Raw genomic sequence first — 13,016 nt, 5'->3', positions numbered from 1 at the left:
ATGCTTGGCCAGATCGCCTATGCCTTGCCCTTCCTGGCCCAAGGTTTTGCCGTGACACTGTGGGTGTCGCTGCTGGTCGTGGTATTGTCGCTCATCGCCGGTGTGATGATGGGCGTCGGCCTTGTCTATGGCCCGGCTCCGCTGCGCTGGCCAGTGCGCATTTTCAGCGACACCATTCGCGGCATTCCGATCCTGGTGCTCATCTTCTTCGTCTATTACGGCCTGCCTGCCGTCGGCATCCATCTGGAATCCTTCTGGGCAGCCGTGCTGGCGCTCACCCTGTTCAAGACGGCACAGGTCATCGAGTATCTGCGCGGTGCAGTCGGTTCCATACCGAAGGGGCAGTCCGAAGCGGCGATGGCGATCGGGCTGACCTTTCGCCGGCGACTGGCCTACGTCATCTTCCCGCAAGCGTTCAGGCGCTTCCTGCCGCCTTGGATCAATGGCGTCACCGATGCGGTGAAGGGCAGCGCGCTGGTCTCGCTGCTCGGCATCACCGACCTGATGCACGCCATCAACCAGGTCATCGGCCGCACCTACGAAGCGATGCCGCTCTACATCCTCGGTGCGGTCATCTACTTCGTCGTCAATTACGCCCTCTCCCTGGCCAGCCGACGGTTGGAGCGGCGTTTCTCCTTCATCCGGGAATAGCAAGATGTCCATCTCCCCGCCCGCCAATCCGGCGCTTCTCGACATCTCCGACGTTTCCAAATCCTTTGGATCCGTCGAGGTCCTGCGCTCCGTCAGCCTGCAGGTGACATGCGGTGAAGTGGTGACTGTCATCGGACCTTCCGGCAGCGGCAAGACCACGCTGCTGCGCTGCGTCAACTTCCTGGAGAGCTACGACAGCGGCTCCATCCGCATCGACGGCAAGGAGGTCGGCTTCCGCGACACGGGAACACGCCAGCGCCGCAGCGAGCGCGACCTGGCGAAGATGCGCGCCGAAACCGGAATGGTGTTCCAGAGTTTCAACCTGTTTCCGCATCTGACGGCGGCCGGCAACATCATGCTTGGCCTGCGTAAGGTGCGCGGCAAGAGCAGCGCCGAGGCCCGTGCCATTGCCGAGCACTGGCTGGGCCGGGTCGGACTTGCCCACAAGGCCGACAGCCTGCCCGCCGAGCTTTCCGGTGGCCAGCAGCAGCGCGTCGGCATCGCCCGGGCGGTGGCGATGGAGCCGAAAATCCTGCTGCTCGACGAGATAACGTCCGCGCTCGACCCGGAACTCGTCGGCGAGGTGCTCGAGGTCGTGCGCAGCCTGGCCGAGGACGGCATGACGATGGTGATGGTCACGCACGAGATGGCCTTTGCGCGCGACGCGTCGAGCCGCATCGTCTTCATGGCGGATGGCGGTGTCAGCGCCGCGGGCCCGCCTGCCGACATTCTGGGCACCGAGATCGACAATGAGCGTCTTCGCAGCTTCCTGGCGCGGTTTCGTGCCTCGCATTTCTGACACCGGGCGGCGAAAGCTGTCGCAAGGAGCCTTTTCATGACGCCTTACATCCGGCTCGCCGAATTGGGCCTGACGCTGCCCGAGCCGCCGACGCCGATCGCCAATTTCGTCACCCACGCCGAAAGCGGGCGGCTGATCTTCCTCTCCGGCCAAGGGCCGCTGCGCGCCGATGGCACGCTTTGCACCGGCAAGGTGGGCGAGGACGTCACGGTTGAAGAGGCCTATAAGCATGCCCGTCTCACCGGCCTGAACCTGCTCGCCGTCATGCACGCCGCGGCAGGCGACCTCGGCCGTATCGTGCGCGTCGTCAAGCTGCTTGGCTTTGTCAACGCCATCCCGACCTTCAGCGACCATCCGCAGGTGGTGAATGGCTGTTCCGATCTTTTCGCCGCTGTCTTTGATAACATCGGCGGGCACGCCCGCTCGGCGATCGGTGTCGGTTCCTTGCCGGGAAACATTACGGTCGAAATCGAGGCGGTCGTCGAGATCGCTGCCTGACATCTACCAATGGGATCTCTAGAGATGAAAACCTATTCCGCAAACGGCTCCAACACGACAATCCGCGAACGGCTCGGCCTTCGCCCGATCGTCAATGTTTCCGGCACGATGACGGCGCTCGGCGCCTCGATCATCGTCCCGGAAGCGATCGCCGCGATGTCGGAAATCGCTTCGCAGTGGGTGGAGATGGACGACCTGCAACGCGCCGCAAGCACGGTCGTCGCGCGCCTCACAGGAGGCGAGGCCGGTTTCGTCACGGCTTGCTGCGCCAGCGGCATCACCATGGCGATTGCCGGCACAATGACCGGCACCAACCTTCTGGCGATCGAGCGGCTGCCGGACGACACCGAGGGCCTCAAGTCGGAGGTCATCGTCCAACTCGGCCATATCGTCAACTACGGCGCGCCGATCGACCAGTCGATCCGGCTGGCCGGGGCCAGGACCGTACCGGCCGGTACGGTCAGCGTGACGCAGGATTATCATGTGCGCGAGGCGATCCGCGACCGCACCGCGGCAGGCCTCTATGTCGTTGCGCATCATACGGTGCAATACGGCATGCTCTCGCTCGAGGAATTCTGCGAAATCTGCCACGCCAGGGGTGTCCCGGTGATTGTCGATGCCGCCTCCGAATACGATCTGCGCGGCTTTCTCGCACGCGGCGCCGACATCGTCGTCTATAGTGGGCACAAATTCCTCAGCGGACCGACAAGCGGCATCGTGACGGGGTGCAAGGATCTGGTGCGGGCCGCCTATCTGCAGAATCGCGGCGTTGCGCGGGCTATGAAGGTCGGCAAGGAAAGCATCGCCGGCACCGTGGCCGCGCTGGAGGCCTGGGAGCGGCGCGACCATGCCGGCATCCGCAAGCGGGAAGAAGCCGCTCTGCATCTGTGGAGAGACGCATTGCAAGGGCTGCCCGGTATCGCTGCGCATGTCATTCCCGATCCGACCGGCAATCCACTCGACCGCCTGCAGGTGTTTGTTACGCCCGAAAGCAGGTTCACCGCCGCCGGCCTTGCCTCAGCGCTGGCGGCCGGTTCGCCCCCTATTATCGTCCGCAATCACGAGGTCGAGCGCGGTCACTTCTTCCTCGACCCATGCAATCTTCATCCTGGCGAGGCGGAGATCGTCGCCGAACGCCTGCGGGCCGTGTTGAGCACGGCCGAGCGTCCGGCGGATGCGATGAAGTCCGCCCGCAAGGATAGCGCCGGCGCCTTGCGCTGGCCGGATTAGGTAATGATGGTGCCTCGCGCCCGAATGCTGCGCAGAGGCACCACATCCTTGCCGTCGATCCCGAATTCCGCTAATGCGCGCCTTTGCCGCCGGGAGCAGAAGCTTGGACGATCACCGCGCCGAAGTCGCCGTCATCATGGGCAGCCAGTCCGACTGGGCGACGATGCGCCACGCCGCCGAAACGCTGGAGGCACTGGGCATTCCGCACAAGCGGCTGATCGTCTCGGCTCATCGCACTCCCGACCGGCTCTATGATTTTGCCAAGGGCGCCAAGGCCGCCGGTTTTCGGGTGATCATCGCCGGCGCCGGCGGTGCGGCGCACCTGCCCGGCATGACGGCGGCGATGACGCCGCTCCCGGTTTTTGGCGTGCCGGTAGAATCGAAGGCGCTTTCCGGACAGGACTCGCTGCTCTCCATCGTGCAGATGCCGGCCGGCATTCCGGTCGGCACGCTGGCCATCGGCAAGGCGGGCGCCACCAATGCCGCCCTTCTGGCCGCGGCGGTGCTGGCGCTGACCGACGAAAAGCTCGCTGCCCGGCTCGATGCCTGGCGCGCCGCCCAGACCGCCAGGGTCGCTGCCGAGCCCACGGACACGCCATGAGCCTGCCCGCGGGATCGACCATCGGCATCGTCGGCGGCGGCCAGCTCGGCCGCATGCTGGCCATGGCCGCGGCCCGCCTCGGCTACCGCATAGTCGTGCTGGAACCGCAGCCGGATTGCCCGGCGGCACAGGTCGCAAACCGGCAGATCACCGCCGCCTACGACGACACGGCTGCGCTCGCCGAACTGGCTGCAGTCAGCGCCGTCGTCACCTACGAGTTCGAGAACGTGCCGGTCATGGCTGCCAGCGCGCTTGCCGTCACGGTCCCGGTCTATCCGCCGGCGCGCGCGCTGGAAGTGGCGCAGGACCGGGTGGCGGAGAAGAAATTCCTCAACGGCATCGGCGTTCCCACTGCGGATTTTTGTCCCGTCGACAATGACGACGAATTGACGGCGGCGCTGAAAAAGTTCGACGGCAGCGGCATATTGAAGACGCGGCGCATGGGCTATGACGGCAAGGGTCAGCGCGTCTTCCGCAACATGGAAACAGGCGGCTTTGCCGGCACCTGCGAGGCGATGGGCAACGTGCCGCTGATCCTCGAATCCTTCGTCGCCTTCGAACGCGAGATTTCGGTGATCGCGGCGCGCGGCATGGACGGTTCGCTCGCCGCCTACGATCCGGCAGAAAACGTCCACCGCAACGGCATCCTGCACAGCTCGACCCTGCCGGCCAGGATAGAGTCCGAAACCGCCGCTGCAGCGCAGGCGGCGGCGGCAAAGACACTTGCGGCGCTCGATTATGTCGGCGTCATCGGTATCGAGTTCTTTGTCCTTGCCGACGGCGCGCTGCTGGCCAATGAGATCGCGCCGCGCGTCCACAATTCCGGCCACTGGACTGAGGCCGCCTGCATCGTCTCGCAGTTCGAGCAGCACATTCGCGCCGTCGCCGGCCTGCCCTTGGGAAATCCCGGCCGCCATTTCGACTGTGTCATGGAAAACCTGATCGGCGACGATATCCTGCGTGTTCCAGCCCTGCTCGCCGAGCCCGATCTGATGCTGCATCTCTACGGCAAGGCCGAAGCGCGCCCCGGCCGCAAGATGGGCCATTTTACGCGAATGAGCCGTCACCGTTGAGGCTATAGGACGGCACCGCTCTAACGCCGTCGGTCGAGCAGGAAACCAAACTCCGCCACGCTGGCTTCATCTATGAAGCACGCTTGCGGTTGACACGGACAAGGCTCCTCGTTTATGACAAACTCCGCCACGCTGGCTTCATCTATGAAGCACGCTTGCGGTTGACACGGACAAGGCTCCTCGTTTATGAGCCACGCACAAGTTGAGAGGCGCGCTTTCCGAGCGCGCCTTAATAATTCGGCCCAAGCGGGCCCAGACCGACGGGCAAGACCATGAAGATCAAGAATTCGCTCAAGGCGCTCAAGGCGCGTCACCGCGACAACCAGCTGGTTCGCCGCAAGGGCCGCGTGTACATCATCAACAAGACCGCTCCGCGCTACAAGGCGCGTCAGGGTTGAGTCTTTCGCGTGGAGGCGCCTGCCTCCGCGCCTGCATGATGTACCGCATCGACCCAAAATCGGAATCGATTTTCGGAAAGTACGATGCGAGGAATTCAGAATGTTAGAGCGTCCTTTACGCGTCCAAAAGGACGCGTGGCGCTCTAATACCGGCCTGCCGGCCCTTTCACGCTAAATTCAGTTTGACGATCTGCTGTCCGGGGTTAGATTCTCGGCCATGCGGATTCTTTTTGCATTCTTCGCGGCGCTTTTTCTTTTCGGTTCCGCCTCGCTTCCAACCCAAGCGGACGATGCGGTCGCCCCTCCGGTTGCCACGACTAGGGAGGCAAGGCTCGACCAGCTGTTCGTCGACCTGAAGCGCCAGCGCAATGAAAAGGCCGCTGAGCGCATCGCCGCGCGCATCTCGCACGAGTGGTCGCAATCCGGCAGCGCCTCGATCGACCTGATGATGCAATGGTCGCAAAAGGCGATCGAAGACAAGAAATTCGACGTGGCACTCGATTTTCTCGATCAAGTGGTGACCTTGCAACCGGCCTATGCGGAGGGCTGGAACCGGCGCGCCACCGTACATTTCATGATGAATAACTTTGGAAAATCGATGTCTGACATCGACCGCACGTTGCAGCTCGAGCCGCGCCATTTTGGCGCACTGTCCGGCCTGGCGCAGATCATGGCCGTAACCGGCCACAAGCAGTCGGCGCTGGAAGCCTGGCAGCGCGTGCTCGGCATCTATCCGATGATGCGCAGCGCCCAGGATCAAGTCGGCACGCTTTCGGAAGAACTTGCCGGCGAAGGAATTTGATTTCCCGGTTGGCGGACAATTCCACTTGAGTGAAAGTCGCTTTAGCTAGACTGTGAACTAATTTCGCTCCGGGTCCGTATCTCTCCCCATGAACCTGATCTTCGCCGCGCTCGTCTTCCTCATGGCGCTTGTGTTCACCCTTGCAGGTGTCACCCTCGCCGGTTCATGGCTGATCGAGCGCCGCAATCCGCCGATCGGCGACTTCGCGGATATAAACGGTGCCCGCATCCACTACGTTCACGTTCCGGCGCGGAAAAACGCCGAACTGCCGCCGATCGTCTTCATCCACGGCGCCAGCGCCAATCTCAGAGATCAGATGCTGCCGCTGAGGCCCTTGCTGGAAGGCCGTGCCGAGATGCTGTTCTTGGACCGCCCGGGTGCAGGCTGGTCGGGGCGCGGCCCCGGAAACAACGAGACCCCATCGGCACAGGCCAGCACCATCGCAGCTCTGATGGACCATCTCGGCATCGGGAAAGCCATTATCGCCGGCCATTCCTTCGGCGGCTCGGTGACCACCGCCTTCGGCCGCGAGCATCCCGACAAGACGCTCGGCCTAGTGTTCGTGGCGCCCGCCACCCATCCCTGGCCGGGCGGCGCGACCGCCTGGTACTACAATTTGACGACCATTCCGATCGTCGGCCGGCTGTTTTCCGAAACGCTGGCCTATCCGTCGGGAGCGCTGCAGATGAATACCGCCACCGCCTGCGTCTTTGCCCCCAACAAGGTGCCGGACGGCTATGTCGCCGAGGTCTCGATCCCGCTGGTGCTTCGGCCGAACGCCTTTCGTGCCAACGCCACCGATGTCGCCGGGCTCTATCGCTACACGCTCGATGCCGCGCCGCACTACCGCGATATCAAGGCGCCGACTGTGGTCATCTCGGGCGACCGCGACAAGGTGGTCTATGCAACGATCCATTCGGTCGGCCTCGTCCGCGACATTGCCGGCGCCGAGCTGGTCTGGGTCCACAATCTCGGCCACAAGCCGGACTGGATCGCGCCCAATCTCGTCGTCGGCGCGATCGAAAAGGTCGCCGGCAAGGAGGTGGACCTTCAGGCAATGGCGAAGGCCGTGGAGGTCAGGGTCGCCAACGACACTAACGGCGCCGGCAAATGCGCCGACATCAAAGCGCCGGAAGCCGAACTCGCGCCGATTTAGAGTCCTCGCCGAAGCGCGTCAAAATTCGTGGATGACGCCCGTCATCTCTGCCGGCGGCAGCCAGGCGACGAGCGCGGTCGGATCCGTGAAGGCCGCGTAGGGGGTCTTCGGGCTGGACTTCGATGACCCTCGTCGTGCGGGCCTAGACGCCCGCATGGTCTTTGCTCATGTGGCTCCAATGGTCGCGACACGGAGAACAGGACCTCTCGCTGCCGCGAATCCGCCCAGTGTCAGCGGCCTAGCGGCGGGCCTGCACCTCCGACCCGACATAGGCGATGCGCAGCATGTTGGTGGAGCCCGGCGTCCTCAGCGGCACGCCGGCGGTGATGATGACCCGGTCGCCCGGCTTGCCGAACCCCTCGTCCAAAGCGATGCGGCAGGCGCGGTCGACCATGTCGTCGAGGTCGATGGCGTCGGGCGAGACGACGCAATGCGTGCCCCACAAAAGCGACAGCCGCCGCGCCGTGTTGACGATCGGCGACAGTGCGACGATCGGAACCTGCGGCCGCTCGCGCGCGGCGCGCAGGCCGGTCGTGCCGGACGCCGTATAGCTGATGATCGCCGACAGTTTCAGCGTCTCGGCAATTTCGCGGGCGGCAAGCGAGATGGCGTCGGCGCCGGTCGCTTCCGGCTCCGAACGCTGCGCGTTGATGATGCCGGCGTAGGTCGGGTCGGTTTCGACCTTGCTGGCGATGCGGTTCATCATCGCCACCGCCTCGACCGGGTAGGCGCCGGCCGCGGACTCCGCCGAGAGCATGATGGCGTCGGCGCCTTCGAACACGGCGATCGAAACGTCCGACACCTCGGCGCGGGTCGGCACCGGCGCGGTGATCATCGATTCCAGCATCTGCGTGGCGATCACCACCGGCTTGCCGGCGCGGCGCGCGGCGCGGGTGATCTGCTTCTGGATACCGGGCACGGCTTCGAGCGGCATTTCGACGCCGAGATCGCCGCGGGCAACCATCAGTGCGTCCGAAAGTTCGATGATCTCGGCCAGCCGGGCGACGGCCTGCGGCTTTTCGATCTTGGCCATGATGAGCGCCCGGCCGCGCGCGATCTTGCGCGCTTCCGCCAGATCCTCCGGCCGCTGGACAAACGAGAGCGCCACCCAGTCGACGCCGGTGGCCAGCACCGCATCGAGATCCCTGCGGTCCTTTTCGGTCAGCGCGCCGACCGGCAGGTCGGTGTCGGGCAGGCTGACGCCCTTCTTGTCGGAGATGCTGGTGCCGGCGACGACGGTGCAGACGATCGCCTTGCCGTCGCTCTTCACCGCCTTCAGCTCGAGCTTGCCGTCGTCGATCAAAAGGCGGTCACCGGCCTCGACCGATCTCAGGATTTCGGGGTGGGGCAAATAGACCCTGGTCGAATTGCCGGGCTCGGGATTGTCGTCGAGCGTGAAAGTCTGGCCGAGTGTCAGCGCCTCCTTGCCGCTGGCGAATTTGCCAACGCGCAGCTTAGGCCCCTGCAAGTCGGCGAGAATACCGATCGGCCGGCCGACTGCTTTCTCGACAGCGCGGATGCGACCAACAAGTGTGTGCATCAATTCATGATCGGTGTGGCTCATATTGATGCGAAACACGTCGGCGCCGGCTTCGAAGAGCTTCTTCAGCATGTCCTCGGAGGAGGAGGCCGGCCCGATGGTGGCGAGTATCTTGACCTTGCGGCTGCGTCTCATTGACTGTTTGTTCCCGGGGCGGCTGGAACGCCCCCCGTTGCGGGGTCATCGGTCAGCTGGACCATCCAGCTTGCCTGCTCGCCCGTGTCATATTCCTGGAATCCGGCGCGCTGGAAGCCCCGGGCGACGCAATCGCTAACGCCGGCGATCTTGAACTCTTTTTCAGCCACGCACATGTTGATCGGGCCATCCCAGCGCCCGCCGCGCTCGGCGTCTTCTGCATAAAGATAGTAAAATCTTGATGACAGCGGCCCTTCGATCAACGTCTTGCAGCTCGATCCTTCGATGTGCCACCAGCCTTCGGTGATCCAGCCTGCCTTGGCGCGATAGCCGATGCCGACGCCCACCAGGTTCTGCGTGGCGTTGCAGACACGGAAATCGGCGCGCGCCGGCGAGGCAGCAAGCATCGCGGCGAGGCCCACAGCAAGGGTCAGGAGCGGCATGGCGAAGGCATAGCGCACGCGCGGCCTGCCGGCGGAACCCATCCTGAAATCCCTCAAGAACCACATTTGCATCTCTCAATGCCCCTTTTCGGAAAAGTCCGGGCGCATGTCAACGCGCCCTTTTGCCCAATTCCAATCGATTTAGAAAGGCTTCGGCGCACGGTCTGTCGCCTTCTGCCAGATTTCCGCAGAAACCGTGGCCAAACGACGGCATTGCGTAATCGTCCCCTTCGTGGAAAGACGATACCATCCTCCCTGGAAGCCAGCGAACAGACCATTTCCCGCCGATGACCCGATCCACAGTTTTCGCGCCTTTCGACGTCGTCGAAGGCGACCGCAAGCGAGGCATGGTGCTTTTGGCCGATCACGCCCGTCGCGACCTGCCGGAAGAGTATGGCAGCCTCGGCTTGCCGGCGGCGGAATTCGACCGCCATATCGCCTACGACATCGGTGTCGAGACGGCGACGCGCGAATTGGCGGCTTTGCTCGGCGTGCCGGCAGTACTCGCCAATTTTTCGCGGCTTCTGATCGATCCCAATCGCGGCGAAGACGATCCGACGCTGATCCGCCAGCTCTATGACGGTACCGTCATTTCGGGAAATTATCCACTTGCCTTGAAAGAACGTGAAAGGCGGCTTGACCGCTTCTATCGGCCCTATCACGATGCCGTCGGCGCCATGATCGCCTCGGTGGCGCAGGCTTCCGCAAGCGCCCCCTTCATCCTGTCGATACATTCTTTCACCCCTTTCATGCAGGGATTCGTGCGCCCTTGGCATGTTGGTGTCTTGTGGGATCGCGACGACCGGGTGGCGCGACCGCTGATCGACATGATCGCCGAGGACAAAAGCCTTATCGTTGGCGACAACGAGCCCTATGACGGCGCATTGCGCGGCGACACCATGTTCAGGCATGCCATCGTCAACGGCTTTGCCCATGCGCTGATCGAAATCCGTCAGGACCTGATCGCCGATCGGCAGGATGCGGTCGCCTGGGCCGAACGGCTGGCGCCGGTCGTTGACGCGATCAACCACCGTCCCGATATACATCAGGTCAAACGATTCGGCTCGCGCACCGGGCCGTTGTAAGGAGGTTTCGATGACCGAACTCAGCGACGAGCAAAAACGCGATTTCGAAGCCGCCGCCTTCCGCCGGCTGGTTGCGCATCTGCGCGAACGCACGGACGTGCAGAACATCGACCTGATGAACCTCGCCGGCTTCTGCCGCAACTGCCTCTCCAACTGGTATCGCGACGCCGCGGAGGCCGAGGGCGTCGATCTCAGCAAGGACCAGTCGCGCGAGATCATCTATGGCATGCCTTATGCCGAATGGCAGGCGCTCAACCAGACCGAGGCCTCCGATGCCAAGAAGGCGGAGTTCGAGGCAAGACGCCCCAGGGATCATTAAGACCACGATCCCGAAAAGTGGAATCCGGTTTTCGGACAAGATCATGGTCGAACAAAAAACCCTGTCCCGATCGGCTCTCATCAACCTCGGATTCAAGCGAGCCGCTTGGCCCAAGCACTTCCAAGAGCGAGCGCTTGACTGAAGATTGAATCGATCTAATTTGCCGCGCGAAGCTATTTTCGCACCGGACTCCTACACGATGGACACGCTAAAAATCATGCAGACCGCCATTCGCGGACGATGGGCCGTGGCGGCCATCTTCCTGGCCAATGGTTTTCTGACCGGCGCCTGGGCGCCGCAGATCCCGGTGGTCCTGACCCGGCTGGATATCAGCAAGTTTACGCTCGGCCTGCTGATCCTGCTGTTCGGCGCCGGCGCGGTCACGGCCATGACCTGGTGCGGCCACCTGATCTCCAGGCATGGTTCGCGCAGCGTGCTGCGCTGGTTCGGTCTCATCGGCAGTTTCGGCCTGCTGGTTGTGGCGCTTGCCCCCAACGTGCCGCTGGCGGCCATCGCCATGTTCATCTTCGGCGCTTCGATCGGCGGCATGGATGTCGCCATGAACGCCAATGCGGTCACGGTGGAACGGCGGTTGTCCCGCGCCATCATGTCGTCCTCGCACGGCTTCTGGAGCCTTGGCGGTTTCGCCGGTGGCGCTCTCGGCGGCTTCGCCATCCAGAATTACGGCCATCTCGCCCATGCGGCGGTGGTGACGGCTCTTGCCTTTGCCGTGATCGCTGTGGCAGTTCGCTACCTGATCGCCGAGGGCAAGCCGCCCCAAGGATCATCGGGGATTACCGGACATCGCAAATTCGCGCTGCCTGGAAATCCGCTGGTCTATCTCGTCGGGCTGATGGCGCTGATGACGATGATCTCCGAGGGTGCGGTGCTCGACTGGGCGGCGCTTTACCTGCAACAGGAACTCGGCACCGACCTCGCCGTAGCTGGTTTGGCATACGCCGCTTTTTCCGGCGTCATGGCCGTCATGCGCTTCGTTGGTGACGGGGTCCGCAACCGTTTCGGTGCCGTAACGACGCTGCGCGTCTCGGCCCTTGTCGCCGCCGCCGGCATGCTGGTGGCGGGGCTAGCGCCTTCGCCCTGGCTCGCCATCTCAGCTTTTGCCCTTTGCGGCTTCGGCATCGCCAATATGGTGCCGATCCTGTTTTCGGCCGGCGGCAACCAGGAAGGCATGTCGTCCGGCACCGGTATGAGCGTCGTCACCACGATGGGCTATTCCGGCATTCTGGTGGCGCCGTCGGCGATCGGCTTCATCGCCGAGCACTTGAGCTTCAGTCCGATCTTCGTCGCTTTGTCGGGGCTGCTGGTCGTCGTATTTTTGATGGCCGGGCTCGCTCACCGCGCCGAATTCGCGCCCGACGCAGCACCGGCCGAATAGCGCTTCAACTCCTCATAGAGGAAATCCGCGACACGGCGGATGCGCACGCTGGTGCGCACGTCGCGGTGCATGGCCAGCCATACCGGCAGCGTCGGCAGCGCGAGGCCCGGCAGCACTGTCTCCACCAGCGGATCGCGATCGGCCAGCGGCTCCTGGCCGAAGCCGATGCCGTTTCCCGCCCGCACCGCCTCCCAAAGCACGATTTGGTTGTCGGTCCTGAAGCGGAAGGCATCGCGGGTGAGCGGGACGCCGAACTGGGCAAAGCCGCGAATGATCTCATCGCTGCGGTCGAAGCCGATCAGGTCGTGGCCGGCAAGATCGCCGGGCTCGCGCGGACGGCCACGCCGGTCGAGATAGGATTTTGCCGCGCAGGCGCGGAGCGGAATGTCGGTCACCTTGCGCGCCACCAATTCGTTCTGCGCCGGCTTGACCATGCGGATGGCGATGTCGGCATCACGGCGCAAAAGGTTCTCGACCTGATTCGACGCGACGATCTCGACCTCGATGCCGGGTTCCTCAGCGCCCAGCCGCGCCGTCATCTCGGGCAGGACATAGGCAGCCACCACCTCGCTGGCGGCAATGCGCACCGTGCCCTCGATCGCCTCGACCGATCCCAGCGCCAATAGCGAAAAGGCGCTCGCCTGCTCGCTCACCGCCCGGCCGCGTTCGTAGAGCGTGCTGCCGGCTTCCGTCAGCGCGTAGCCGCGCCGCCCGCGCCGGAACAGGGTGACGCCGAGCGCCTGCTCCAGCTCGGCGATATGGCGGCCGAGCGTCGGCTGGCTTGCAGCCAGCTTGCGCGCGGCAGCGGACAGGCTGCCGGTTTCCGCCACGGTGACGAAACTCTTGATCAGATTCCAGTCGATTTCCATTCAAAGCTGAATATCACATCG

At 63.8% G+C, this 13,016-nt stretch carries 15 protein-coding genes; 12 read left to right on the top strand and 3 right to left on the bottom strand.

All coding sequences use genetic code 11. From position 1 onward, the window contains the following. The 9 genes from AC0NIE_RS07285 to AC0NIE_RS07245 all read left to right on the top strand — a co-directional run bounded on the left by AC0NIE_RS07285 (nucleotide 1) and on the right by AC0NIE_RS07245 (nucleotide 7,208). Nucleotides 1-651: an amino acid ABC transporter permease gene (locus AC0NIE_RS07285; protein WP_473486975.1), complete on the top strand. Its 651-nt coding sequence runs from the start codon at nucleotides 1-3 to the stop codon at nucleotides 649-651. Between the two features lie 4 nt (nucleotides 652-655). Beyond that, entirely contained in the window at nucleotides 656-1,450 is a 795-nt protein-coding gene (locus AC0NIE_RS07280) for an amino acid ABC transporter ATP-binding protein (protein ID WP_473486976.1), read from the top strand. Between the two features lie 36 nt (nucleotides 1,451-1,486). Further along, a complete protein-coding gene (locus AC0NIE_RS07275; RefSeq protein ID WP_473486977.1) occupies nucleotides 1,487-1,948 on the top strand; it encodes a RidA family protein in 462 nt (153 codons plus the stop codon). Between the two features lie 24 nt (nucleotides 1,949-1,972). Further along, nucleotides 1,973-3,178, top strand: coding sequence for an aminotransferase class V-fold PLP-dependent enzyme (locus tag AC0NIE_RS07270; protein ID WP_473486978.1), 1,206 nt, complete (start codon nucleotides 1,973-1,975; stop codon nucleotides 3,176-3,178). A 103-nt stretch (nucleotides 3,179-3,281) separates the two neighbouring features. After that, complete coding sequence (gene purE / locus AC0NIE_RS07265; protein ID WP_473486979.1) at nucleotides 3,282-3,779, top strand: 5-(carboxyamino)imidazole ribonucleotide mutase; 498 nt, start codon at nucleotides 3,282-3,284, stop codon at nucleotides 3,777-3,779. Then, on the top strand, nucleotides 3,776-4,852 hold the full coding sequence (locus AC0NIE_RS07260) for a 5-(carboxyamino)imidazole ribonucleotide synthase (RefSeq protein ID WP_473486980.1): 1,077 nt from the start codon (nucleotides 3,776-3,778) through the stop codon (nucleotides 4,850-4,852). Before purE ends, AC0NIE_RS07260 begins: the two co-directional genes overlap by 4 nt. Before the next feature lie 272 nt (nucleotides 4,853-5,124). Continuing rightward, on the top strand, nucleotides 5,125-5,250 hold the full coding sequence (gene ykgO / locus AC0NIE_RS07255; RefSeq protein WP_006327841.1) for a type B 50S ribosomal protein L36: 126 nt from the start codon (nucleotides 5,125-5,127) through the stop codon (nucleotides 5,248-5,250). A gap of 217 nt (nucleotides 5,251-5,467) precedes the next feature. Continuing rightward, a complete protein-coding gene (locus AC0NIE_RS07250; protein WP_473486981.1) occupies nucleotides 5,468-6,052 on the top strand; it encodes a tetratricopeptide repeat protein in 585 nt (194 codons plus the stop codon). Between the two features lie 88 nt (nucleotides 6,053-6,140). Further along, the gene (locus tag AC0NIE_RS07245) at nucleotides 6,141-7,208 is read left to right on the top strand and encodes an alpha/beta fold hydrolase (RefSeq protein ID WP_473486982.1); all 1,068 of its coding nucleotides are present in this window, start codon (nucleotides 6,141-6,143) and stop codon (nucleotides 7,206-7,208) included. A gap of 238 nt (nucleotides 7,209-7,446) precedes the next feature. Here the strand turns inward: AC0NIE_RS07245 and pyk are convergent, their stop codons facing one another. Further along, nucleotides 7,447-8,883, bottom strand: a complete 1,437-nt coding sequence (gene pyk, locus AC0NIE_RS07240; RefSeq protein ID WP_473486983.1) for a pyruvate kinase — start codon at nucleotides 8,881-8,883, stop codon at nucleotides 7,447-7,449. After that, complete coding sequence (locus tag AC0NIE_RS07235; RefSeq protein ID WP_292187291.1) at nucleotides 8,880-9,326, bottom strand: DUF1036 domain-containing protein; 447 nt, start codon at nucleotides 9,324-9,326, stop codon at nucleotides 8,880-8,882. Before AC0NIE_RS07235 ends, pyk begins: the two co-directional genes overlap by 4 nt. A gap of 287 nt (nucleotides 9,327-9,613) precedes the next feature. Here AC0NIE_RS07235 and AC0NIE_RS07230 point away from each other — a divergent pair, with 287 nt between their 5' ends. The 3 genes from AC0NIE_RS07230 to AC0NIE_RS07220 all read left to right on the top strand — a co-directional run bounded on the left by AC0NIE_RS07230 (nucleotide 9,614) and on the right by AC0NIE_RS07220 (nucleotide 12,126). Continuing rightward, a complete protein-coding gene (locus AC0NIE_RS07230; RefSeq protein WP_473486984.1) occupies nucleotides 9,614-10,411 on the top strand; it encodes an N-formylglutamate amidohydrolase in 798 nt (265 codons plus the stop codon). A 10-nt stretch (nucleotides 10,412-10,421) separates the two neighbouring features. Further along, the gene (locus AC0NIE_RS07225) at nucleotides 10,422-10,730 is read left to right on the top strand and encodes a DUF1244 domain-containing protein (RefSeq protein ID WP_192360898.1); all 309 of its coding nucleotides are present in this window, start codon (nucleotides 10,422-10,424) and stop codon (nucleotides 10,728-10,730) included. 199 nt (nucleotides 10,731-10,929) lie between these two features. Then, complete coding sequence (locus AC0NIE_RS07220) at nucleotides 10,930-12,126, top strand: MFS transporter (RefSeq protein WP_473486985.1); 1,197 nt, start codon at nucleotides 10,930-10,932, stop codon at nucleotides 12,124-12,126. Here the strand turns inward: AC0NIE_RS07220 and AC0NIE_RS07215 are convergent. Beyond that, nucleotides 12,084-12,995 carry a LysR family transcriptional regulator gene (locus AC0NIE_RS07215; protein WP_473486986.1) on the bottom strand — a complete coding sequence of 304 codons (912 nt, stop codon included), beginning with the start codon at nucleotides 12,993-12,995 and terminating at the stop codon, nucleotides 12,084-12,086. The genes AC0NIE_RS07220 and AC0NIE_RS07215 overlap by 43 nt on opposite strands. Nucleotides 12,996-13,016: the final 21 nt, after the last annotated feature.

The sequence above is a fragment of the Mesorhizobium sp. WSM4842 genome (assembly GCF_055901575.1).
Note: the sequence above shows the minus strand (reverse complement) of the source record. Positions and strands in the feature narration are given on the sequence as shown.